The 24,177-nt window shown below is 66.1% G+C and carries 19 protein-coding genes and 2 pseudogenes; 17 read left to right on the top strand and 4 right to left on the bottom strand.

What is annotated here, in order from left to right:
* Positions 1-274 precede the first annotated feature (274 nt).
* The gene (locus BTO20_RS36040) at positions 275-1,063 is read left to right on the top strand and encodes a helix-turn-helix transcriptional regulator (protein ID WP_087081212.1); all 789 of its coding nucleotides are present in this window, start codon (positions 275-277) and stop codon (positions 1,061-1,063) included.
* 9 nt (positions 1,064-1,072) lie between these two features.
* On the opposite strand, the gene BTO20_RS36035 is transcribed toward BTO20_RS36040, so the two are convergent.
* On the bottom strand, positions 1,073-2,602 hold the full coding sequence (locus BTO20_RS36035) for a MinD/ParA family ATP-binding protein (RefSeq protein ID WP_087081210.1): 1,530 nt from the start codon (positions 2,600-2,602) through the stop codon (positions 1,073-1,075).
* Between the two features lie 254 nt (positions 2,603-2,856).
* Here BTO20_RS36035 and BTO20_RS36030 point away from each other — a divergent pair, with 254 nt between their 5' ends.
* From BTO20_RS36030 to BTO20_RS35955, 16 genes and pseudogenes are all read left to right on the top strand, one after another.
* The gene (locus tag BTO20_RS36030; RefSeq protein ID WP_087081208.1) at positions 2,857-4,146 is read left to right on the top strand and encodes an EspA/EspE family type VII secretion system effector; all 1,290 of its coding nucleotides are present in this window, start codon (positions 2,857-2,859) and stop codon (positions 4,144-4,146) included.
* A gap of 29 nt (positions 4,147-4,175) precedes the next feature.
* Complete coding sequence (locus tag BTO20_RS36025; RefSeq protein ID WP_087081206.1) at positions 4,176-4,517, top strand: ESX-1 secretion-associated protein; 342 nt, start codon at positions 4,176-4,178, stop codon at positions 4,515-4,517.
* Positions 4,514-5,362 carry an ESX secretion-associated protein EspG gene (locus BTO20_RS36020; RefSeq protein WP_087081204.1) on the top strand — a complete coding sequence of 283 codons (849 nt, stop codon included), beginning with the start codon at positions 4,514-4,516 and terminating at the stop codon, positions 5,360-5,362. The genes BTO20_RS36025 and BTO20_RS36020 overlap by 4 nt, the downstream gene beginning before the upstream one ends.
* A 14-nt stretch (positions 5,363-5,376) precedes the next feature.
* A complete protein-coding gene (locus tag BTO20_RS36015; protein ID WP_087081202.1) occupies positions 5,377-5,913 on the top strand; it encodes a secretion protein EspD in 537 nt (178 codons plus the stop codon).
* Positions 5,906-7,632: pseudogene (eccA, locus tag BTO20_RS36010) on the top strand (type VII secretion AAA-ATPase EccA). Before BTO20_RS36015 ends, eccA begins: the two are co-directional and overlap by 8 nt.
* Positions 7,633-7,645: 13 nt before the next feature.
* Positions 7,646-9,088, top strand: coding sequence for a type VII secretion protein EccB (eccB, locus tag BTO20_RS36005; protein WP_087081199.1), 1,443 nt, complete (start codon positions 7,646-7,648; stop codon positions 9,086-9,088).
* Positions 9,085-11,322: a type VII secretion protein EccCa gene (eccCa, locus tag BTO20_RS36000; protein WP_087081197.1), complete on the top strand. Its 2,238-nt coding sequence runs from the start codon at positions 9,085-9,087 to the stop codon at positions 11,320-11,322. The genes eccB and eccCa overlap by 4 nt, the downstream gene beginning before the upstream one ends.
* A 67-nt stretch (positions 11,323-11,389) precedes the next feature.
* On the top strand, positions 11,390-13,171 hold the full coding sequence (gene eccCb, locus BTO20_RS35995) for a type VII secretion protein EccCb (RefSeq protein WP_087081195.1): 1,782 nt from the start codon (positions 11,390-11,392) through the stop codon (positions 13,169-13,171).
* A gap of 147 nt (positions 13,172-13,318) precedes the next feature.
* Positions 13,319-13,612 (top strand): PE domain-containing protein, encoded by a 294-nt coding sequence (locus BTO20_RS35990; protein WP_064948421.1) that lies wholly within the window; start codon positions 13,319-13,321, stop codon positions 13,610-13,612.
* A gap of 82 nt (positions 13,613-13,694) precedes the next feature.
* Positions 13,695-14,984: a PPE family protein gene (locus BTO20_RS35985; RefSeq protein ID WP_087083187.1), complete on the top strand. Its 1,290-nt coding sequence runs from the start codon at positions 13,695-13,697 to the stop codon at positions 14,982-14,984.
* An 89-nt stretch (positions 14,985-15,073) separates the two neighbouring features.
* Complete coding sequence (locus BTO20_RS35980; RefSeq protein ID WP_029368902.1) at positions 15,074-15,373, top strand: WXG100 family type VII secretion target; 300 nt, start codon at positions 15,074-15,076, stop codon at positions 15,371-15,373.
* A 32-nt stretch (positions 15,374-15,405) separates the two neighbouring features.
* A complete protein-coding gene (locus BTO20_RS35975) occupies positions 15,406-15,693 on the top strand; it encodes a WXG100 family type VII secretion target (RefSeq protein ID WP_029368901.1) in 288 nt (95 codons plus the stop codon).
* A gap of 124 nt (positions 15,694-15,817) precedes the next feature.
* Positions 15,818-17,242 carry a MinD/ParA family ATP-binding protein gene (locus BTO20_RS35970; protein ID WP_087081193.1) on the top strand — a complete coding sequence of 475 codons (1,425 nt, stop codon included), beginning with the start codon at positions 15,818-15,820 and terminating at the stop codon, positions 17,240-17,242.
* Positions 17,239-18,761, top strand: a pseudogene (gene eccD, locus BTO20_RS35965) (type VII secretion integral membrane protein EccD). Before BTO20_RS35970 ends, eccD begins: the two are co-directional and overlap by 4 nt.
* Before the next feature lie 138 nt (positions 18,762-18,899).
* Positions 18,900-20,447 (top strand): alpha/beta hydrolase, encoded by a 1,548-nt coding sequence (locus BTO20_RS35960; protein ID WP_232490969.1) that lies wholly within the window; start codon positions 18,900-18,902, stop codon positions 20,445-20,447.
* A complete protein-coding gene (locus tag BTO20_RS35955; RefSeq protein WP_087081191.1) occupies positions 20,441-21,070 on the top strand; it encodes an LppA family lipoprotein in 630 nt (209 codons plus the stop codon). The genes BTO20_RS35960 and BTO20_RS35955 overlap by 7 nt, the downstream gene beginning before the upstream one ends.
* 89 nt (positions 21,071-21,159) lie before the next feature.
* Here BTO20_RS35955 and BTO20_RS35950 read toward each other — a convergent pair whose 3' ends face one another.
* The 3 genes from BTO20_RS35950 to BTO20_RS35940 all read right to left on the bottom strand — a co-directional run bounded on the left by BTO20_RS35950 (position 21,160) and on the right by BTO20_RS35940 (position 24,121).
* Positions 21,160-22,167 (bottom strand): sensor domain-containing protein, encoded by a 1,008-nt coding sequence (locus BTO20_RS35950; protein ID WP_087081189.1) that lies wholly within the window; start codon positions 22,165-22,167, stop codon positions 21,160-21,162.
* Positions 22,168-22,241: 74 nt separating this feature from the next.
* Positions 22,242-22,580 carry a YbaB/EbfC family nucleoid-associated protein gene (locus BTO20_RS35945; RefSeq protein ID WP_087081187.1) on the bottom strand — a complete coding sequence of 113 codons (339 nt, stop codon included), beginning with the start codon at positions 22,578-22,580 and terminating at the stop codon, positions 22,242-22,244.
* Positions 22,577-24,121 (bottom strand): PPE domain-containing protein, encoded by a 1,545-nt coding sequence (locus BTO20_RS35940; RefSeq protein ID WP_157680412.1) that lies wholly within the window; start codon positions 24,119-24,121, stop codon positions 22,577-22,579. The genes BTO20_RS35945 and BTO20_RS35940 overlap by 4 nt, the downstream gene beginning before the upstream one ends.
* Positions 24,122-24,177 lie beyond the last annotated feature (56 nt).

Raw genomic sequence — 24,177 nt, 5'->3', positions numbered from 1 at the left:
TACGAAACAGTTTCGGTTGGCTCGCCAGCGTAAAACTACCTAGTTGTCATTACCTGCATGAACAGCACTGATGGCAAATGAAGCGGCCCGTGCTGGCTCCGTAGCATGGGTACGGTTGGCAGCCCGGCGAAGCTGTAGCACTGGTGCGGTTAGGCAAAAATCCTGAAACCCAAGTCGTAGCGGTGCTGCGGTATGGGGTTAGAATCGATGGGTCCACGCAGCCATCACGGGCCGCCAAGCGCTCCAGCTCATTCAGCTAAGGAACCATCCGGAGATGACCGATGCGGAGTTCGATCTCGCGACCGGCGAGTTCGACGTCGGCTTGATCCGCGCCGGAGCGGCTGCCGCTGCGCGCCGCCGCGAACTCGACATCAGCCAGCGCAGTCTCGCTGCCGACGGTGTTATCAATGCCGGTGCGCTGATCGCCTTCGAGAAGGGCCGCAGTTGGCCTCGCGAGCGCACCCGCTTGAAGCTGGAAGAGGTTTTGCGCTGGCCGCCGGGCACCATCGCGCGGCTGCGTCAGGGCGGTCCGGTCCCGGCTGCCGAACCCGCGCTGCCGCCCCCGCCCGCGGCGAGTCTGCCTGCCGAGCCCGCGGTAGCACCCAGTGCTCCCGCGTCGGCCCCGGCGAATGCCGAGGTGCCGCTGATCGCCCAGGCCGTGCTCACCGCGGCCAACACACTCGGTTCGACCATGGACGCCATGCCGCCGGTCACCGATCCCGACTTCACCCCCCGCGTCACGGCGATCCTCGCCGACCTGCGCCAGCTCGAGGCAGTGGCATCCCGGGCCGCTCGGATCAGCCAGGTGACCCCGGCGTTGATCAAGGCGCTCAGTGCGGTCCGGCATCAGATCGACGAGCTCACCATGCGAGCCGCCGCAGCGCCGGGGGCCACGCTGGGGCAGCGGCTCTACGCCGCGCGTCGACGCGCCAACCTCACCATGGGCGAGATGGCGCAGGCAGCGGGCGTGCCCGAGGACGTGATCAGCCGCACCGAGGCCGAATATCCGGTGGACGCCGCCGCCGTGCACGCGATCGAGGCGCTGATCAGCGCCATGGTCTGACCCCGGCGGTCAGTACCGCTCCCGGTGGCGGTCGTCTGACGACGGGAAGTGGTCGGCCAGCGCCGCGGCGATCTCCAGAAACTTGCGGCGTGCGGCCGGCGTCATCACCCGGGTGCCTTCGATCACGCCGCCGGGCCTCAGGTTCCCGTCGAACGGCACCTCCACGACGCTCTGGCCCTGTCCCGCGAACTGCCCGGCCAGGATGGACCGCGTCCGCTTGTCGGCGTGGCCATCCGAATCGTTGAGCACGACAACCGTGCGCTGCAGCAGGCTCGTCATGCCGCGGTTGGCGAGCCAGTCCAGCGTCTGACCGGCCGCGGCGGCACCGTCGACCCACGGCGAGGACACCACGATCAGGGCGTCCAGGTCCCGCAACACTTCCTGGGTGACCGGGGAGTCCATGGTCGAGCTGCAGTCCACGATCGAGATGGAGAAGTGCCGGTCGAGCCGGGTGGTCGCCTCGCGGTAGATCGCGGCGTCCAGGACTCGGCGGCGGGCCGGGGTGCCCTCGCCGGCCAGGACGAAAAGGCCTGCGGCGTTGTTGCCGACCCGGCTGCGCACATCGGCGAAGGTGTCGAGGTGCTTGTCGGAGGCCAGCTCCCAGTAGGAGCCCTGGGCGCGTGGGTCGACACGGCTGCCCAACTTGCCGAAGGCGGTGTCGGCGTCGATGGCGACGACGCGATCGTCCTGGCGCAGTTCGGCGAACACCGACCCGATGCTGGCCGAGACGGTGGTCTTGCCGACACCGCCCTTGCCCATGACGCCGACCTTGTAGTGGCCGCGCAGCACTCCCTTGATCTTGGCTTCGAGCTCGGCCTGCCGCACATCGTCGGCAGACGGTCCGGGGTTGATCAATCCGAACGACGCCTTGTAGACCAGCAGCCGCCAACCTCCTGCAGGGGGTTCACGACGCGGCGGGACGAGATCGTTGACGCGGATCCGGTCGGCGTAGGACCCGGGCGCGGTCGGCGGCGTGGCCTGAGGGTGGCCATCTGGCGCGAATCCGCCCTCGGCAGGCCACGGCGACCCCGGTTGTGGCCCGAAGGGTTGATGTGGCTGCGGAGCCGGGGGCGCAGGCGGGGCTGGAGGAGTGGGCTGCGGGGGTGACTGCGGCCGCTGCTGATGGACCGGCCAGCCGGACTGTTGTTCCCACTGGTTGCCTTCGGGCCGCGGAGGTGCCGAGGGAGCCGGGCGGCCGTCACGCGGCGGATGCGCAGGTTGCTTGGAATTCTGCTGCGCCGCTTGCTGAGGCGGCTGCTGTGGTTGAGCGGGCTCGCGGAAGCTGCTGCGGGGCTGCTCCTCTGCGGAAGCCTGCGGCGGGTCGGCGGCCTCGTGATGTCCGGGACGCGAGTCGTCGTCATTCGGGGCAGGCGACTTCGGCGGGACGTAGTCGACCGGGGGCCGGCCGGGCAGCGACGGTGCAGGCGGCTCCGGGGCCCGCCGCGGGTGGCGCGTCGGCCCGGTGTCCGGTTCGAAATCGGTGTCCTCCCCACCCGTCCAGCCGAGTTCTCTACGCAGGGTGTCGTCGGGGTCGGTCACGACTGAATCTCCTCGGGTTGTCACGCGACGGCTATCTCGACCGCCCTCAGTATCGACTACGCCACCGCCTCACCGCAGCCGCCGGTGGCAGCACCGGGTACCAGGCGTCGGCAGCTCATCTGCCGACGGCTCTGACCTCAATGTCATATCCGCAGGTTAAATGGCCGAAGGGCAACGGATTTGGGCAGAAATTTGGTGCTCAGACGGGCCACCTCGCGCTGGTAACGTCTGTCGCGTCGAGGGGTAATCTGGGTATGGGCGTGACGGGCGATATCGCCAAAACCGGCAAGGAACTGACTGAGGGTCGTGAACCCGGCGAGGGCATCCTCGATGCCGGGCGCAACGTCATCGAAGGCATGAAGACCACGACCGGTACCGGCATGCCGGACGACGGCAGCACGTTCGGTGCGGCGGCCGCGCAGCTCGGCAAGGCGGGTGACACGCTGAAGTCGGCGTTTCCCGACGACTCATGGCACAGCAGCGGATCGAGCGCCTACGCCGCCCGCAACAACGAGCAGCTCAGCCGCACCTCCGCGATGATCGAGGCCGATCACACCGTCGCGACCGTGCTGGCGCGCGAATCGGAGCAGATCTCCACCACCCGCGAAAACCTCGACGGGCAATCGGACTGGCTGGCCGACATGAGTCAGGTCACCACGGCCATCGGCAACATTCCGTATGTCGGCAAGGCTTCGCAGACCGCAACGGAGATCGCCATGGTGGCGCGTGCGCTTGGCGTCTCGACCGACCAGCTGCTCGCCATGCAGCAAAACGTCGACGCCAACGCCGCCGAACTGCACGGCGCCGTCGCCAAATATGCGGATATCGCGCGCGACACCAGGCCCGGCGGCGACGACCGCGACACCGAAGACAGCACACCGAGCCCGGCAGCGCCGGGGCGTGACGAATCCGCCGCCCCGGCCCCCGCGGTCTCCGCGACACCCACGTCTGCGTCCCGGCCGGCCCCTGCGGGCGCGGGCGGTGGGGACATGGCGGCCGTGATGGCGGGCACCGTGGTCGGCTCGATCCTCGGTCCGCTCGGCGGCATCCTCGGCGGCATCACCCAGGCCGCGTCGCAGGCCCTGCAGGCGGCGGTGCAGGCCGCCACGCAAACCGTCCAGGGCGTCACGCAAGGGGTCGGGCAGGCGCAGCCTCATTCGGCGACCCTGGACGACCAGGCCGAGAAGGTCGACCCGGCCGGTGACGGCAAGGACGAGAAGTCCGGTGAGGACGAGAAGGACGACAAGTCCGCGAAGGATGCGAAGGACCGCAGCAAGGCTGTCTTCCCCGCGGCGGAAAAGGGTGCACCGGGCGGGAATCCCGGCACACCCGACGCCGGCGCCGCCGTCACCGGCGCGGGCCCGACGGACAAAGGCGCCGCCAAGACGCTGCCGCCGGACCTTGGGTCAGGCGAATTCAGCGGCGGTGCCTTCCGTGCACCGGCCCGGGCGGAAGTGGATTTGAAGCAGGCTCAGCTAAGTGTTCCGGCTGCGGTTAGATTGGATGACGCTACTCCTGGATCTACGTCCGTGACGGGGACGTAAGAATCTAGGAAAGGGATCGAGGGGAAAACATGTCGGAGGATTTGCGCGTCGCTACCGAACATTTACGCGAACTGTCCAAAAGGCAAGGTCACGCCGCCGGCGAATTGGCCACGGCGTCGCAGGCCGTGACCGGCGTCGACAGCTCGCTGCGCTGGACACATGGGCCGATTTCATGGTCGACGGCCGGTGCGGTCGAGGCTGCACAGAAAGCTCGCCGTGCCGCGGGCCTCAGCATGGCGACGCAGTCCGAGGGCCTGAGTGAAAAGCTGACTGCCGCCGCGCGGCGTTACGACCACACCGATGAAGACCGGGCCGAGGCCCTGAAAACGCACACCGACAGCTTCGGACAGCTGGCGGAGCAAACCCGATGACGTCCGTGCACGGGGCTGATCCCGGCGCGCCGCATTACGACGACGTCGTCGGCGCCGAGGTGACCATCGACGGCATGCTGGTGATCGCCGACAAACTGGGACTGACGGATTTCCCGCCGTCCCTCGGTATCCGGCTGAACATCCCGCAGGTGGACCTGCGCCAGATCGTCTGGGAGCAGGTCGAACGGGACCTGACCGCGCAGGGTGTATTGGACGTTTTCGGTAACCCCCACCCTGAAGTCGCTGCCATGCTCGACACTCTGAGCAGAGCGGATCGCACCCTGGAGGGGCGCTGGTGGCGCCGCAACCTCGGTGGGAAGATGATCCGGTTCGTGGTGTGTCGTAAGGGGGCTCGACATGTCGTATGCGCGCGGGACAACGAGATGCTGGTGTTGCAGCGGGTGGCACCACAGGTCGGGATGGCCGGCATGGTGATGACGGTGCTCGGCACCGGTAACCCTGCCAACGTCGAACCGCTCACCGGCGTCGCCGACCAACTCGCGCAATGCCGCACCGCCGACGACCTCATCGGTTACGGCATCCCGCCCAACTCGGCCCGTGCTTACGCGAGCATCATCTCCGAGCCCGAGAGCTGGGTCGAGATCGTCGGCAGTGAACGCCTCCCCGGCGGGACGACTGCCCAATCCGATGTCGCCGCAGGGGTTTTGGACTCTGCACCGGGGCGGATCGTCTCGATCCCGCGCAAGGTCAACGGCGAGCTGTACGGCAGTTTCCTGTCCGGGACGCAGGACAACCTGCAGCGTGCCCTCGACGGGCTGATGGAGTTCCTGCCCTCTGGTGGCTGGTTCGACAAGACCGATTCGGACAGTTCCTATCTTCACTGAGAAAGGCCGCCACGGTGGGTGAGTCTCCGCCATACGACCGGGATTACGAAGACGACGATCAGGACATCCTTTCGGCGATCGATTTCGCGTACCCGGACCAGCAACCCGACGACGATGCCGACCTCGACGTGCAGGTCGGCGCCCCATCGGGGTCCGACGACGTCGAGACCGAGTTCACCGCTCTCGATGTCCTCGACGTCGAGACCGACGAACCCGACGTGCCGATCTTCAGCGTCACCAACCCGCCCGGGACGGTGACGGTCACCGCGTACATGGATGGCCGCGTGCAGCAGATCGACTTGTCGCCCAAGGCCGTCAACATGACCGAATCCGACCTCATCGACGAGATTCTCGTGATCGCCGAACTGGCGACGCAGGACGCTCGCTCGGCCCAGTACTCGTTCATGCTCGAAGGGATGCGAGAACAGGGGCACGACGATTTCGCGACCCGCGACTTCCTGACCCGTGATCTCAACCTGCCGACGCCCGAACAGTCCGACGCGGCCCGGGCCCAGATCTTCGCAACCCGCTACGGAGGAGAAAATGGCTGACCATCTCGCAGGCATGTTCGGGAGCGCCGTGGGCATGCTGGCCAGTTCCCCGGCCCGTGCCCTCGAGGTGTTCACCGAGATGACCAACTACGACGAATCGGCGTGCGACGCCTGGGTCGGGCGCATCCGGTGTGGTGACATCGACCGCGTGACCCTGTTCCGGGCGTGGTATTCGCGGTCCAACTTCGGACAACTCGCCGGTGCCGCCGAGATCTCGATGAACAGCCTGGGCGCGCGGATTCCGATCGGCGGCATGTTCAGCAGGGACATCAGCTACCCCATCAACTCGCCGTTGGCCATCACCATGGGCTTCGCGGTGCAGGAGGCCGCCCAGGGCAACTACGCCGACGCCATGGAGGCGCTCGAGAGTGCCCCGGCCGCGGGCTCGGAATACCTGGTCGCGTGGGTCAAGGCCGTCATCTACGGCGCCGCGCAGCGCTGGACCGACGTCATCGACGAGGTCCGCGGTGCCAGCGGGTGGCCGGACAAGTTCCTCGCCGCGGCGGCGGGCGTCGCGCACGGCGTCGCGGCTGCCAACCTCGGGTTGTTCACCGAGGCCGACCGCAGGCTCACCGAGGCGCACGACACCCCGGTCGGCGACGCGTGCGGCCCCGCCATCGCCTGGTACCTGGCGATGGCGCGCCGCAACGAGGGCAACGAGGAATCGGCCCGGGTTCTGTTGGAGTGGCTGCAGGCCAACTTCCCGGAGCCGAAAGTCACTGCTGCCCTTAATGATCCGACTTATCGGCTGAAAACCACCACGGCAGAGGCGATTTCGTCGCGTAAGGACCCCTGGGATCCGAACAGCGTTGTGGCCGACACCTCCGGCCGGGAGAAACTGCTCGCCGAGGCGCAGGCCGAACTCGACCGGCAGATCGGGCTGAGCCGGGTCAAGGAACAGATCGAGGCCTACCGGGCCGCCACCCAGATGGCCAGGATCCGTGCGGCGCGGGGGCATGAAGGTCGCCCAGGCCTCCAAGCACATGATCTTCGCCGGCCCTCCGGGTACCGGCAAGACGACCATCGCGCGCGTGGTGGCCAATATCCTGGCCGGTCTCGGGGGTGATCGCCGAGCCGAAGCTGATCGAGACGTCGCGTAAGGATTTCGTCGCCGAGTACGAGGGCCAGTCGGCGGTCAAGACGGCCAAGACCATCGACCGGGCGCTCGGCGGGGTGCTGTTCATCGACGAGGCGTACACCCTGGTGCAGGAACGCGACGGGCGGGCCGACCCGTTCGGCACCGAGGCGCTGGACACGCTGCTGGCCCGCATGGAGAACGACCGCGACCGACTGGTGGTCATCATCGCCGGCTACAGCAATGACATCGACCGGCTCCTGGAGGCCAACGACGGTCTGCGCTCACGGTTCGCGACGCGCATCGAATTCGATTCTTACGCACCCGAAGACATCGTCGAGATTTCGAAAGTCATTGCCAAAGCCAATGATTCACAGCTCGACGACACCGCTGCCAAGCGGGTGTACGAGGCGGCTTCGCTGCTCAGCCAGCGCCGGCTCAACGGTAAGCCGGCCTTGGACATCGCGGGCAACGGTCGGTACGCGCGCCAGCTGGTCGAGGCCGGCGAGCAGAACCGCGATATGCGGCTGGCCCGCACGCTCGACCTCGACAGCCTCGGGGTGGATCAGCTCAGCGAGATCAACGGCGAAGACATGGCATCGGCGATCGCGTCGGTGCACAGCCGACTGAACATCGGCGAGTAGGCGAGAACGGGCGATGGCAGGGTTCCGACTCACAACAAAGATCCAGGTCAGCGGCTGGCGGTTCCTGCTGCGCCGGGTCGAGCACGCGATCGTGCGCCGGGATACCCGGATGTTCGACGACCCGCTGCAGTTCTACAGCCGCGCGGTGTCGACGGGCATCGTCGTCGCCGTGATGGTGTGCCTGGGCGCGGTAGCACTGGCCTACTTCAAGCCGCTCGGCAAGCGCGGGAGTGACACCCTGGTGGTGGATCGCACCACCAACCAGCTCTATGTGATGCTGCCCGGCTCGGATCTGCTGCGGCCCGTGTACAACCTCACCTCGGCGCGATTGGCGCTGGGGCACGGCGACGCACCCACCGTCGTCAAGTCCGAGGAACTGAACCGCATGCCGAAGGGCCAGCCGATCGGTATCCCGGGCGCGCCGTACGCCACCCCGACGGGTGTTCCGGCATCCACCTGGTCGTTGTGCGACACCGTGACCAAGCCGGACAGCGCTGCGCCGGAAGTGGAAACGTCGGTCCTCATTCGGTCGCTGGTGACGGACATGTCCGTCGGGCCGCTGAACCCGAGCCAGGGCATGCTGGTGACGTTCAAGGGCGGCAACTGGCTGGTCAACGACGTCGGCAGGCACGCCATCGATCTGGCCGACCGCGCGGTGACCTCCGCGGTCGGTATCCCGGTCACCGCCAAGGCCACGCCGATCTCCGAGGGCCTGTTCAACGCGCTGCCCAACATGGGGCCGTGGCAGCTGCCGCAGATCGTCGCCGCCGGCGCACCGAATACCGTTGGGCTGCCGGCGAATCTGGTGATCGGGTCGGTGTTCCAGACCGCAACGGAATCCGGTAATCAGCAGTACGTGGTGCTGACCGACGGAGTGGCGCGTGTCAACGAGACGACCGCTGCGGCGTTGCGTGCGACCAACTCCTATGGTTTGCTCACGCCGCCGACGGTCGAGTCCAGCGTCGTCGCGAAAATCCCTGAGCAGGTGTACGTTTCGCCGCTGCCGGCCAAGCCGATGACCATCCTGCTCCGTCAGGAAGACCCGGTGCTGTGCTGGGCCTGGCAGCGCGAGCCGGGTGATCAGTCCGCCAAGACCACGGTGATCGCGGGGCGGCATCTGCCCATCTCGTCCGCGGCGATGGGTACCGGCGTCAAGCAGATCGAAGGTGACGCCACGGTGTACATCGACGGTGGGCAGTTCGTGCGGCTGCAGTCGCCCGATCCGAAAGTCGGTGAGGGCCTGTTCTACATCGATCCTCAGGGAGTTCGGTACGGGGTGGCCAACGCCGATGCCGCCAAGAACCTCGGCCTGGGAGCTCCGGTCAATGCGCCCTGGCCGGTGGTGAGCCTGCTCGTGGAGGGGCCGGTGCTGTCGAAGGATGCGGCCCTGTTGGAGCACGACACGCTGCCCGCGGATCCCCAGCCGCGCAAGGTGGAGGACAAGACAGGCTCATGACGACACGGAAATTCACTCCGACCATCAAGCGTGGTCCGCGTCTGACGCCGGGCGAGATCAACGTCGCTCCCCCCGACGATCTCGGCATCGAGATCCCGCCTTCGGGTTTCCAGAAGGCGATGCCCTGGGTGATGGGCGGCTGCATGATCGGCATGATCGCGATCATGGCCTTCACCGGCTTCCGGCAGCTGTCGCCGTACATGCTGATGATGCCGCTGATGATGATCATGGGCGCGTTCGGCATGATGGCCGGCGGCGGATCGGGCGGCAAGAAGGTTCCCGAGGTCAACGCCGACCGCAAGGAGTACCTGCGGTACCTGGCCGGCCTGCGTACCCGCGTGACGTCGTCGGCGTCGGCTCAGGTGGCGTTCTTCAGCTACCACGCCCCGCATCCGCAAGACCTGTTGTCGATCATCGGCACCAGCAGGCAGTGGTCGCGGCAGACCAACGGCAACCCCGACTTCTTCACCGCCGCCCGGGTGGGCATCGGTGCCGAGGTCGCGGTCGACCGGTTGCTCAAGCCGAACACCAGCGGCGAGATGTCGGGCGGGCAGGCCGCTCCGGCGCCGCATCTGGAACCCGTCAGCCACATGTGGGTGACCAAGTTCCTGCGCACCCACGGTCTGGTACACGATTGCCCCAAACTCGTTCAGCTGCGCGCTTTTCCGACCATCGCCGTCGGTGGTGACGAGGCAGGCGCGGCCGAGCTGCTGACCGCGATGATCTGCCACCTGGCGGTGTTCCATCCGCCGGACCTGCTGCAGATCCGCGTGCTCACCGACGATCCCGAGGATCCGAAATGGTCCTGGCTCAAGTGGTTGCCGCATGTGCAGCACCAGACCGACACCGATGCAGCGGGTTCCACCCGGATGGTGTTCACCCGGCCCGACGGGCTGGCCGATCTGACGGCGCGTGGGCCGCACACTCCCGACGCGGCGCCGGGCGGCCCGTACGTCATCGTCGTCGACCTCACCGGTGGCAAGGCCGGCTTCCCGGTGGACGGGCGGGCCGGCGTCACGGTGCTGACCCTGGGCAACCATCGCGGTTCGGCGTACCGGCTGCGGGTTTCACCGGACGGCATGACCGAGGACAAGCTGCCCAATCAGATCTACCGCGAGGTGGTCCGCAGCACCGACCGGATGACCCCAACGCAGGCCAACCGGATTGCGCGCAAGCTGGCGGGCTGGTCGATCACCGGAACGATCATCGACAAGAACGTCCGGGTGCAGAAGAAGGTCTCCAACGAGTGGCACCACCTGGTGGGCGCCCAGTCGGTGGAAGAGGTCACCCCGGCCCGCTGGCGGATGTTCAGCGACACCGACCGCGACCGGCTCAAGATCCCGTTCGGCCATGAATTGAAGTCCGGCGAGATCATGAGCCTCGACATCAAGGAAGGCGCCGAGTTCGGCGCAGGCCCGCACGGCATGCTGATCGGGACCACCGGCTCGGGTAAGTCGGAGTTCCTGCGCACGCTGATCCTGTCGTTGGTGGCCACCCACCATCCGGACCAGGTGAACCTCCTGCTGACAGATTTCAAGGGTGGTTCGACCTTCCTCGGCATGGAGAAGCTGCCGCACACCGCGGCGGTCGTCACCAACATGGAAGAGGAAGCCGAGCTGGTCAGCCGGATGGGCGAGGTGCTCACCGGCGAGCTCGACAGGCGCCAGTCGATCCTGCGGCAGGCCGGCATCCAGGTGGGTGCGGCCGGTGCGCTCTCCGGTGTCGCCGAATACGAGAAGCACCGCGAGCGCGGCGCCGACCTCGCGCCGTTGCCGACGCTGTTCGTGGTGGTCGACGAGTTCGCCGAGCTGCTGCAGAACCACCCCGACTTCATCGCGCTGTTCGACCGGATCTGCCGCGTCGGCCGGTCGTTGCGCGTGCACTTGCTGTTGGCGACGCAGTCGCTGAACACCGGCGGGGTCCGGATCGACAAGCTCGAACCGAACCTGACCTATCGAATCGCGTTGCGTACCACCAGCTCTGCGGAGTCCAAAGCGGTGATCGGCACTCCCGAGGCGCAGTTCATCACCAACAAGGAGAGCGGTGTCGGCTTCCTGCGCGTCGGCATGGAGGACCCGGTGAAGTTCCGCAGCCTCTACACCGGCGCCAACTACGTACCCGCCGGCAAGGACAGCGGCGACGAGGACAAGCCGCGTGCCAAGCGGCAGACCGCGATTCGGATCCGTCAGTTCACGACGGCACCGATCCTGGATGCGGCGGGAGCGACGCGATGAGCGCGCAGCGAGTAGCCGGAGGCGGATCGCGCATGAGTCCCAGCGACGAGACGGGGGTGGATCGCGGATGAGTACAGAGGCCGAACCCAAGGCGTTGCGCGAGGTGGTCCTCGGGCAGCTGGCCACCGGCGAGGCGCGCGCCTACAAGATGTGGCTGCCGCCGCTGGCCGACCCGACACCGGTCAACGAGTTGATCGAACGCGACTACCAGCGCCAGCCGCTGCGCTTCGCGCTGGGCATCATGGACGAGCCGCGCCGGCACCGGCAGGAGGTGTGGGGCGTCGACGTCTCGGCGGCCGGCGGCAACATCGCGATCGGCGGTGCGCCGCAGACCGGCAAGTCCACGTTCCTGCAGACACTGATGCTCTCGGCCGGTGCCACTCATTCGCCGCGGCAGGTGCAGTTCTACTGCATCGACCTCGGCGGTGGCGGTCTGATGTACCTCGAAGACCTGCCGCACGTGGGCGGTGTGGCGACCCGCGCCGAACCGGACCGGGTCAATCGCGTCGTCGCCGAGGTCAAGGCGGTGCTGCGAGCGCGCGAGCAGATGTTCAAGCAGTACCGGGTCGGCTCGATCGCGGCGTACCGCGAGATGCGGCAGGACCCCGAGCATGCCGCCTACCAGGACCCGTTCGGCGATGTGTTCCTGGTCATCGACGGGTGGCCGGCCTTCGTCGCCGAATTCCCCGATCTGGAGCCGGTGGTCCAGGACCTCGCCGGCCAGGGGCTGGCGTTCGGTGTGCACGTCATCATCTCGACGCCCCGGTGGACCGAACTCAAATCCCGTGTCCGCGACTACCTCGGCACCAAGATCGAGTTCCGCCTCGGTGACGTGAACGAGACGCAGATCGACCGGATCACCCGGGAAATCCCCGCCAACCGGCCCGGTCGGGCGGTCTCGGTGGAGAAACACCACCTGATGATGGGGGTGCCGCGGCTCGACGGTGTGCACAGCGCCGACGGGATCGTCGCGGCGATCTCGGCGGCCGTGCAGCACGTCTCCGAGCTCTACACCGAGCAGGCGCCCCAGGTGCGGGTGTTGCCCGAGCGGATCTACCTGCATCAGCTCGACCCCAACCCGCCCGGCCCGGATTCGGATTACCGGACCCGTTGGACGGTGCCGGTCGGCGTGCGCGAATCGGACCTCACGGTCGCCTACAACCAGATGAACGTGACGCCGCACCTGTTGATCTTCGGCGCGCCCAAGTCGGGCAAGACGACCATCGCGCAGGCGGTTTCGCGGGCGATCTGCGCCCGCAACAGCCCGCAGCAGGTGCGGTTCATGCTGGCCGACTACCGCTCCGGCCTGCTGGACGCGGTGCCGCAGAGTCATCTGCTGGCCGCCGGCGCCATCAACCGCAACAACGCGTCGCTGGAGGAGTCCATCAAGGCGCTCGCGCAGAACCTGCAGAAGCGCCTGCCGCCACCGGATCTGACGACGGCACAGCTACGGGCGCGGTCGTGGTGGAGCGGCCCGGACATCGTGTTGCTGGTCGACGACTGGCACATGATCGTCGCGGCCTCCGGCATGATGTCGCCGATGATGCCGTTGTCGCCGCTGCTGCCTGCAGCTGCCGACATCGGCCTGCATCTCGTGGTGACGTGTCAGATGAGCCAGGCGCACAAGGCCACCATGGACAAGTTCGTGGGTGCCGCGTACGGCGCGGGTTCGCCGACGTTGTTCCTCTCGGGGGAGAAGAACGACTTCCCGTCGCGGGAGATCACGGTCAAGAAAAGGCCCCCTGGCCAGGCGTTTATGGTGTCTCCGGACGCCAAGGAAGTCATTCAGGCGGCCTACATCGATCCCCCCGAAGAAGAAGTGTTCGCACCACCCCTACAGGGCGGTTAGTATTTATTCAACGCACTCAGCAACGCTGGCGGCAGCCCGCCAGCAAAGGGATCGGGGGACAGATTCCTTAGCGGACCGGCAAATTGCAGCCGGGCTGTTCGTGGGTGCACGTCCTTACTATTCGTCTCGAATAAAGGAGAACAGCAAATGCAACCGATGATGCACAATCCGGGCGCCGAAGCCATTGCTGCGCAGGTTATCGCAAATGCCGCACGTGGTCTCGCCGGTGGCACCACCGCCACCGCCGCAGTGACCGCACTGGTGCCTGCCGGCGCTGACGAGGTGTCCGCCCTGGCCGCGATGTCTTTCGCGAGCGAGGGTGTCGAAGCTCTGACGCAGAACACGTTCGCCCAGGAAGAGCTGACTCGGGCCGGTGCGGCGTACACGGAGGCCTCGGGCATCTACAACGCGGTCGACTCCGCGCAGGCCAGCACGCTCTAACTCTCGGTCAGCATTCGTCTCCAACAGATAGGTTCAACCAGCAATGGTCCCGGTACCGCCTGCGCCACCCACGTGGCACGGCATGCCACCCGAGGTGAACACGGGCCGGTTGATGGTCGGTGCCGGCCCGGCGCCGATGCTTCAGGCCGCGGCCGGTTGGGAAGCCATGGCGGTGCTGCTGGAGACGCAAGCCGACGAATTGGCGGCGGCGCTGGAAAACCTCACCTCGGTGTGGAGCGGGGCGGCCAGCGAACGCGCGGTCGCGGCAACCATGCCGATGGTGATGTGGCTGCGGACCACGGCCCTGCAAGCGCAGAAGCGGGCATTACAGGCCTCGGCGCAGGCCAGTGCTTATTCGGTGGCGCTGGCCACGACTCCGCCTATTCCGGAGATCGAGGAAAACCACATCACCAATGCGGTTCTCAATGCGACGAACTTTTTCGGGGTCAACACCGGAGCCATCGCCGCCAATGAGACGGATTATGTCGTCCGGATGTGGAACCAGGCGGCCGGCGCGATGGATGCCTACCAGGCCGAGACGGCCGTGAACCTGCTGTTCGAGCCGATCATGCCGATGACGCCGATCGTCATGCCCGGAGTAGGTGAGACGACCGCGGCTGCGGCGTTGGCGTCGACGGCCCCTCGGGCCGCCGAGGGGGCCCTCCGAAATTTGGTGATCGAACAGGTCGGCGCGACTGCGATGATTGAGTCGGTCGGTTTGATCACCGGCCGCACAGCAGCGCAAATCAATCAGGGGGAGCAGCGCGCGGTCGGCGCCGCGCAGAATGCACAGAATTCGGGTCAGCAGACTCAGCAGAGTCAGCAACCGGCGCAGCAGGGCCTTCAGCAAGGGATGCAGATGGCCATGCAGATGGGATCGCAGGCCGCCCAGATCCCGCAGCAGTTCGCGCAGATGATCCAGAGCCCGATGCAGACCTTGACCCAGCCGCTGCAACAGGTGACCCAGATGGTCAGCCAGTTCAGCAGCATGGGCGGCGGGCAGGACAAGGGCATTCAGATGGGGCTGATGAATGCGATGCCGTTCTCGAACCATCCGTTGGCCGGAGGCTCGGGGCCGAGCTCGGGGGCCGGGCTGGTCCGGGCGGCGTCGCTGCCGGGCCTCGGCGGTACCACGCCGCGTACCTCGCTGCTGTCCGGTCTGCTCGGCACCACCGAGGACGTCAAGATCCCGGCCGCCACAGGTGCCTCGTCGAACGCGACGGGCGGCCTGGCTCCGGTCGGGGCGGGCGGTGCCGGTCCGATGACCGGTACGGCCAAGGAGAAGAAGGAAGGCGAGTCGACGAAGCAGGGCCTTACCGCTGCGACGCCGCTGACCTACGACCAGTCGGAAGACGAAGACGACGACTGGTAAGTGGTTGCACCACAAGACTTCCCGGCCACAGGGTCGGAAGACTCGCCATACCCATGGTGAGGACAAAAGGAAAATAAGGGGTATCCAACATGGCAATGAATACAGACGTTGCCGTCCTCGCCAAGGAGGCCGGCAATTTCGAGCGTATCTCCGGTGAGCTGCAGAGCGTCATCGCGCAGGTCGAGTCCACCGGAAGCACGCTGGCCAGCCAGATGGTCGGCCAGGCCGGCACCGCAGCCCAGGCTGCTCTCGCGCGGTTCCACGAGGCCGCTGCCAAGCAGGTCCAGGAGCTGAACGACATCTCGCAGAACATCCACCAGTCGGGCACCCAGTACAGCTCGACCGATGACGACCAGGCCTCCTCGCTGTCCTCGGCGATGAACATCTGACCTAGAGACCACAGAGAAACGGAGAATCAGACATGACGGAACAGGTTTGGAATTTCGCCGGTATCGAAGGCGGAGTCGGCGAGATCCAGGGCGCTGTGAGCACCACCCACGGTCTGCTCGACGAGGGCAAGGGCTCGCTGGCCGCGCTCGCCTCGGTGTGGGGCGGCTCGGGTTCGGAGGCCTACCAGGCCGTTCAGACCCGTTGGGACAACACCTCCAACGAGCTGAACACCGCGCTGCAGAACCTCGCGCACACCATCAGCGAGGCCAGCTCGACCATGGCGCAGACCGAGGCCGGCGTCACTGGCATGTTCGCCTAGCACGACCATATGCACGCTTGTGGGCGGGTAGGCTAGCCGACTAGGCCAAGCCTCACCCGCCCACTGCGTGCGCCTGGGTGTAGACACCTGAATATCTTTATTTTCACTATTCTGAGGGGACCCCATGTCGGCCGACTATGACCGGCTCTTTCACTCGTCAGATCCGGGGAAACCGGTCGACGATGCCACGATCACCGTGGACCGAGATGCCATTCTGAAGGCCACGGCGACACCGCCGCCGATGCCGACTGGGGATACCGGATCGGGCGATGCGCCGTCGACACCCATGCCGGTGACGCCACCGCAGACCCAGGCGCAGTCGGCTCCGCCGCAGCGGCACGCTGAAGCGCCGCCGCCCATGCCCCAGATGCCGCCGCCCCCGGCCGCGCCGCAGTGGCCGCAGAACTCCATGTTGCGCGCCCCGCAGCAGCAGATGCCCACGGGAGCCCGCCACGAGCAGCCGCGCACGCTGCCCGGCCCGCCCGCCCGGGTGGCCCCCGGCCCGGCGCCCTCGCAGTTCCCCGAATTCGACCCCGAGATCAGTGGCGCATGGCGTGCCGGACAAGCGATTCCGGTTCCGGCCCAACCGGCGCAGACCTCCGCGGCGACCATGGGCAATCACCGCGCCATCGACGCGTTGTCGCACGTCGGCGTGAAGACCGGCGTGAAGATGCCGTCGCAGCGCGGCTGGCGGCACTGGCTCTACCTGATGACGCGCATCAATCTCGGGCTGTCGCCCGACGAGGTGTACGAGTTGGATCTGCACACCCGGATCCGCCGCAACGCGCGTGATTCGTACCAGATCGGCATTTTCGGCCTCAAGGGCGGCGTCGGCAAGACCGCCGTGACCGTTGCGCTCGGGTCCGCGATGGCGAAGATCCGCGGTGACCGCATTCTGGCCATCGACGCCGACCCGGACGGCGGCAACCTCGCTGATCGGGCCGGCCGGCAGTCCGCGGCAACCGTCTCCGACCTGCTGTCCGATCAAGAGTTGTCGCGCTACAACGACATTCGCGCCTACACCAGCATGAACTCCTCCAATCTGGAGGTGCTGTCCTCCGAGGAGTACAGCGGCGCCACCCGCGAGTTCAACGATGACGACTGGAAGGGCGCGACCTCTATCGTGTCGCGCTACTACAACCTGGTGCTCGCGGACTGTGGTGCCGGCCTGTTCCAGAAGTCGTCGCGTGGCGTGCTTTCCACGGTGTCGGGCATGGTGATCGTCGCCAGCGCCTCCATCGACGGCGCCCGGCAGGCTGCCATCACCATGGACTGGTTGCGCCAGAACGGTTATCAAGACCTACTCGGCCGCTCCTGCGTGGTGATCAACCACGTCACCCCGGGCAAACCGAACGTCGACGTCGAGGACCTGGTGCAGCAGTTCGAGCGGCACGTGCCGCCCGGCCGAGTCATCGTGCTGCCGTGGGACAAGCACATCGCCCAGGGCACCGAGATTCAGCTGGATCTGCTCGGCGACACCTTCCAGCGCCGGATCACCGAGCTGGCCGCGGCCCTGTCCGATGACTTCGACAGGCTCGAACGCCGTTGACCGCCACCGCCGCCGCCTCAGACACCTCAAGTGTGACGCCGGGCCGCCCGGCGACGACGCGGGTCACCGTCCTCACCGGTAAGCGGATGACCGATTTGGTGCTGCCCGCGGCGGCGCCGATCGAGACCTACATCGACGAAACCGTCAGTGTCCTGGCCGATCTGCTCGAGGACACTCCGAAGGACGTGCTGGCTGGATTCGATTTCACCGCGCAGGGCTCGTGGGCGTTCGCCCGTCCCGGGGCTCCGCCGCTGAAAGCCGAAGAATCGCTGGATGATTCCGGTGTGGTCGACGGATCGCTGCTGACCCTGGTGTCGGTGAGCCGCACTGAGCGGTACCGGCCGTTGGTCGAGGACGTGATCGACGCGATCGCCGTGCTCGACGAGTCGCCGGTGTTCACCCGGGAGTCGCTGCACCGCTTCATCGGGATCGCGATCCCGGTGGTTGCGCTGGCCGTCACGGTGATGTCCGTGGTGACGTGGAGCCAGACCAACCACGGTTGGTGGTGGCCCTTGGCACTGGCGATCTTCGGACTGGGGCTGCTGGGCGGAAGTGTGTTCGCGCAGACCAACTACGACAACGTCAACCTGGCCGAGAGCCTGTTGCTCGGTGCGGCGCCTGCCCTGGCCGGGGCCGCTGCGTTGGCGGTGCCGCTGCCCAACGGCGTCGACGGCTTGGGAGCTCCGCAGGTCGCTGGTGCCGGGGTTGTGGTGTTGCTGTTGACGTTGGCGGGCCGCGAGGCCGGGCCGAGGTCGCGTCGTTCGTCGCCGTGTTGGCGGTCGCCATCACGGGTGCTGCCGTTGCCTACGGGTACGGATCGCACGCCTGGGTGCCTGCGGGAGCGATCGCGTTCGGCCTCATCGTCGTCACCAACTCGGCGAAACTGACTGTGGCCGTGGCTCGTATCGCCTTGCCGCCGATCCCCGCGCCGGGCGAAGTCGTCTCCAACGACGAGCTGCTCGACCCGGTCGCGGGTCCTGACGCGGCTGAGGAAGAGACCTCGACCTGGCAGGCGATCATCGCGTCGGTGCCGGAATCGGCTGTGCGGCTGCAGGAACGCAGCCTGCTGACCCGCCAGCTGCTGATCGGCTTCCTGTCCGCGGGTGCCCTGGTGTTGTCCGTCGGCGCCATCGCCGTTGTGGTGCAGGGCCATTTCTTCATCCACAGCCTCATCGTGGCCGGCCTGGTTTCGGTCGTCTGTGGCTTCCGGTCTCGGCTGTACGCCGAAAGATGGTGCTCCTGGGCGCTTCTGGCAGCCGCCGTGATCGTCCCGACGGGCGTGATGGTCAGGCTGTGCCTGTGGTACCCGGACAGCGCGTGGCTGGTGCTGGCGATCTACACCGTCGTGGGTGTCGTCGCCCTGATCACCGTCGGTGCCACCGATGGTGTGCGGAGGGTTTCCCCGGTCACCAAGCGCATTCTCGAATTGACCGACGGTGCCGCGATCGCTGCAGTGATTCCGCTGCTGCTGTGGATCGCCGGGGTGTACGACCTGCTGCGAAATCTTCGTCTGCACTAAGGCTTGTCACCGATCCTGGGCGGGGCAGTTGCGCCGCCCAGGATCACCTTTTTGGCAGCCTGCCGAGAATTCGTGCGCCAGGGGTGGCTGCCTCCCTGGGATACTGACAGTCAACTGTTGAGTTCCTGGAGGTGGTCCGTGGGGCTGCTCGATACCTACCTGGAGACCTGGTCGCAGGCGCGGGAGACGTTCGGCCAGGGCACGCCCGAGGACGGCTCGCGGTTCGACGGTAGTTCCCGGCTGCAGCAGATGAAGACCAACGTCGAAGCGGCAGCGCCGGATTCTCGTTGGCAGGGCTCTGCCGCGGACGCCTACGCCGCGGCCAACAGGGAGCACGCCGCGGTCTACGGCAAGCTCGCAGATCTGGACAAGCGGATGGCCGCCGAAGTGAGGAACGCTGCAGCCGTCGTCACCGCAGGTCGGCAGAATCTCGATGTGAGTCGCGACTGGGTCGCCAGCGCCGCATCCTCGGTACCCAACAACGACGCAGGCCGGCAGGCCCTGATGACCATCGTCAGCAAGGGCACCGGCGACATCAGTGACATCATCCGGAAATCCACCGCCGACATGACCGAGATCGGCAGGCGGATCCAGGGACTCAAGGGCGAATATGAGGCGCTGACCCGCCAGAAGTTCGGCCCCGGAGCCGAAAAAGACCGTGACATCCACGAATTCAAGAACGACGGCAAGGACGAGCGGCCGACCAAGACCGACATGTCGTCCGGGGACATCAAGCAGATCGACGAGGCGAACCGCAAGCTGCTGCAGGAGATGCTCGACGAATACCAGCGCCTTCCCGACGGTCAGGTCAAGCGTGATCGACTGGCCGACATCGCGGCAGTCCAGGACGCACTGAAGGTTCCCGGTTCGCACTTGGTGTACCTGGAGAAGCCGGCCGACCCGTCGCAGATGATCCCTGCGGCCACCTCGGTCGGTGATCCGTTCACCGCCGACCACGTGTCGGTGACGGTTCCCGGGGTGTCCGGGACGACGCGCGGCACCATAGCCGGGATGACCGGTGAGGCAGCCCAATTGCGCAACGAAGCCATCGACATCGCCCGACAGGTCGGCGACAGCCAGAACATCGCCACTGTGGCGTGGGTGGGGTATCAACCGCCACCCAACCTCGGTGACTCCGGCATGCTCAGCGACGACCTGGCTCAGGCGGGAGCGCCGAAGCTCACGTCCTTCCTGCACGACATCGATGCGGCGTCGAAGAATCCGGGCCACACCACGGCCCTGTTCGGGCATTCCTACGGCTCTCTGACGTCTGGCATCGCGCTGAAGGAGGGAGCGAGCGCCTACGTCGACAACGCCGTGCTGTACGGCACACCGGGCTTTGAAGCCACCACCCCGGCGCAACTCGGCATGAACGACAACAACTTCTTCGTCATGGCCGCGCCCGACGATCCGATCAACCCGATCGGAGCTTTGGCGCCGTTCCACGGCTGGGGATCGGATCCCAACGACATCATCAACGATGATGGGCACCTGCGGTTCCGGTTCCAACACCTGGAAACCTCAGCCGGTGACACGCCGATACCCGGCTACGAATCGAAGACCGGCGCGTCAGGGCATTCTGATTACGGGCGGGATGCCGAACAACGGATGACCGGCTACAACCTCGCCGCGATCCTGCTCAACCGTCCGGATCTCGCAGTGAAGGAGACGCCCCTGTCATGGTGAGTTCACGGCGCGCCTGGCGCGGTCTGGCGGCGGCGTCCTTATTGCTTTGTGCCTCAACACTGATGGGTGGATGCCAGGTGACCGAGAATCCGTACGAGTCGAAGACTGTGAAGGGTGACGACGCCATCCAGCTCATCGACAGTCTGCGGCCCAAAGGCTCCTTCGAAACGGCCCGCCAACGCATCACCGACACAGCGGGCGTCATCGCCGCACGCATCGTCGCTGCCGTTCCCGGGCAGACGTGGAAGTTCGAGGACGATCCGCACGGTCTCGATGCCAAGCGGCAGGGGCTGCCGTGCGAAAAGCTCACCGGCGACATCGCCCGCCGGCCGATGGCCGATCCCGTGGTGTTCGGAAGGACCTTCAGAACAGAGGAATTCGCGACGGCCCACGACATCGTCCGTCAAGAAGCCGCCGCCTACGGCGCGACCGACCAATCGTCTCTCTTCAACGATCAGGCCAAGCGCGATTACGCCGTGACAGGCAACGGTTACGAGTTCAAGCTCGGCCAAATCAAGTACGCCACCCTCGAAATCACCGGAGACTGCTTCCTGATGCAGAGCGTGGTGAATCTGCCGGCGGGTCAATTGCCACCCGAACCGCCGATCGCGCCCACGCCTTGATGGGGTCATCCGCTGCTCCGAGTTCGACGCTAACGCAGTGATTCTCTTGGTTTAGCGGCACTTTCGTCGAATTGGATGGCGGCTGCGGTTCACACGCCGATCTTCGTGGAGATGGCATTGGCTACGTCAGAAGCACCACTTCCCGGATCGTCGTGGTTGCTCGCGTACCCGACAACTCGTACATCGACGATGTACTTGTCTCTCACAGAAACGGTGCGCCGATTGGGTGTGGAAGGGGAGGGTCCTCCGACAAGACCTTCGAGTGTCGAGTCGGTCGCTTGCATGTCCTTTAGGGTGTAGTTCTCCCCGTTGGAAGGGAATGTCATGGTGCGGCCCATGCAGTCTTTCCACTGCTGCGTCATAGCCGCGAACTGGGCCCTAGCCACTGCTTCGGAGGGGTAGATGATCACTGCCTCTTCGACGAGCCAACCGGTAGCGCTGACGGGAGGAGCCAATGCCTGTTGGGCGAACTCGGTTCCCCCGCTAGGTGCGTAGATATTTCCCGCTGCGACCGTGTAGGCGCCGAGGCATTCCGGCGCATCCACAATCGATGTGCGGTCGAACATCCTCGAGAGGGGACCTTCCGTTTCAGACTGGATGTTGGGGAAAAACGGAACATGCAGTACCGCAGTGAGTTCGGGACCGTCGAGTAGCCAGTCGTGTGGTGACAATTTCGGCTGTGCTGTCGGCGTAGTGCTCGACGATGTCGCCATTTGGGTCGACACCGTCGTCGAGGCTCGGTTCGGCGAACTGTTTGGCGACGCTTGTGGCGATGTGTCTGTGTCGCCGGGGTGAAGCAGTGACCACACCACGACGGTGACAACCGCGATCGCAATAGCGCAGTACGACAACGCCACGCCGACCAGCGCTCGGTCACGGCCCTGCTGCGGTTGGCGCCTGATCTCCGACAGCGCCAGGTGACCGAGCACAACTCCCACTGGGGCGAAGACGAATGCGAAGACAACCGACAGGGTGGCGAGAGTGTTGCCTCGCTGTTCCCGAGGAGGGGGTGGTGGTACAGCAGGCGGCGATGTTGGGGCGCCGCCGAACGGTTGTGCGTCGAACGGATTCGGCGAGTCACCGCCGCCGAGAGTCATGCATCCCCTTCAGTCACGTTCAGTGCAATCCGGTTGCAGCCGCATGGGTGTCGGGCGGGCGGTCACGCGGACGGCTACTGCTGGGGCGTGCCCTCTCTGGTCAAGCCCGCCACCATCTCGTCGAGTCGTTCCCGGTCGGCGGTGATCGATGCCGATGCTTTAGCGGTCGCCTTTTGCAGCGCCTCATTGAGCCGCTGCTCGACTGTTTGAGCACCCAGCCGAAGCAAGCCGTCCTCGATGAACACCGACTTCAGGTGATGGTGACCGTTCAGGGTCACCTCGACTGTGTTGGTTTCGTCAGCTGCCGTGAAGGTTTCGGTATTCATCTTGTGCAGTTGGTCGTCCATCAGAGCCTGCAGCTGTTGCGCCTTCTGCAGCACTGCGGCAACCTCGGGATGCATTCCATCGGTCATGACGGCTCCTTCACGTTTTCCTTGCGGCGTCGTTGCGGAATCTGACGGCCGATCACCGGCTCAGTCCACGCGCGGTCTTCCTTGTACAGGTCTTCATCTGGGGACAATTTCGGGTCGCGGCGCTTCTCCTTGCCCTGCTTACCGGCGCCGTGACCCATACCGCCACCCATGCCACCGCCACCCATGCCGCCACCCGCAGCGCCGGCGGGTACAGCAGCAGCATTCGCTCCCCGTGCGCCGGTGGGAGTCTGTCCGAACGAATCCGCGCCCATGGACGGTCCGAGCGGAGCTTTGGACATTCCCCCTCCGCCCCCGCCGCCTGCACCGCCTCCGCCGAGGCTGGCGGGCTTCAATGTTGGTTCGTTGAGCTTCGGCAGATCTGGTTTGCCGCCGAGCCCAGCTGGCATGCCGCCAGAAGCCGCGCCCGCTGCTGAGGGGGAGCCGCCTGCGCCTGACGGGGAACCGCTTGCGCCTGACGGGGAGCCGCCCGATGGCGCGTCGCCGGAGGGCGAAGCGGTTTGCGGCTTCGAGGCGGTCTTCTGTTCAGCACTTGCGGGAGACACGGTTGGCGTAGCCGAATTCGCGGACTGCGGCCCAGATTCACCCGGCTTGGGCCCACCCTCTTTCCGGGATAGGCTGTCATCTGGTCCAATACTGCGATCGTCAGGGCCACCGACATTGATCGCCCCGTCGGGAGGCGGATCGAGCGTGATGGCCTTCATCATGGCGGCATTCTTGTAGGTGTTGCGAATCTCATCGGACTCGGCTTGTAGCTTCGCCATCTCTTGGGCGATGAATTCTGCTGTCAACCCGTCGAATTGATCAACGCCGTTGATCATCATCCACTTGAGCACCGCGTCGCCGATCGCGTACCACTGATAGACGGGCGTATGTGCAGCCTTCGCGGTTTCCTGCGCGTCGGCGATGCGCTCTGCCTCGTCTGCGAGTTCCATCCACGCGCCCGCGAGTTTGGTAAACCACACCGACATCGCGTCGAACTTTTGGGATGCGGCCTCAGCCGCGCTTCCCTCCCATGGCACACCGTACGTGTTGAACTGCGAGCTCATGGTCGTCAGCTGCGCACTGGCTATACGCCACTGGGTAGCAGCCGTGCGGAGCGAAGATCCGTTGTCGCCGTCGTGTAGACGCTCCTCGGTGTCTTTGATCTGGGCGTAGCCCGCAGCCGAGAGCGCTGTTGGAGCATCGATAGCGCGAGGAGCGGGCAAGGCGTCTGTACTCGGTTGTTCGACCGTTACAGTCGGGAGTTGACCGCCCGCGCCTGCCTTGATCGCGTCTGCGACTTCGCTGTCGACCCTTTCGTAGGCATTGGCCGCAGATGTCAGGGCTTGCGTGAGACGCGTCTTTTGGTTGTCACCGACGACCTGGTAGCCCATGATGCCGTCTGCGCCCCGACCAAAGTTCTGAGCCACTGTGCCGGCGAAATCCAACCCGCAGGGCCGCTGGACCGATGACTGCCCCATACTCGTCGGAACTCTCAGGCCTTCGAGGCTCGTCGCTCGCGCCCGAATCTGGTCGGTCATCGCATTTACTTGCTCACCCATGGTCCCCCCGAACCAACTGGAGGCTCGCCTCCAAT

This window comes from Mycobacterium dioxanotrophicus (genome assembly GCF_002157835.1).
Classification (GTDB): domain Bacteria; phylum Actinomycetota; class Actinomycetes; order Mycobacteriales; family Mycobacteriaceae; genus Mycobacterium; species Mycobacterium dioxanotrophicus.
The sequence above is the reverse complement of the archived record's forward strand: the minus strand, read 5'-3'. Positions and strand labels throughout refer to the sequence as shown.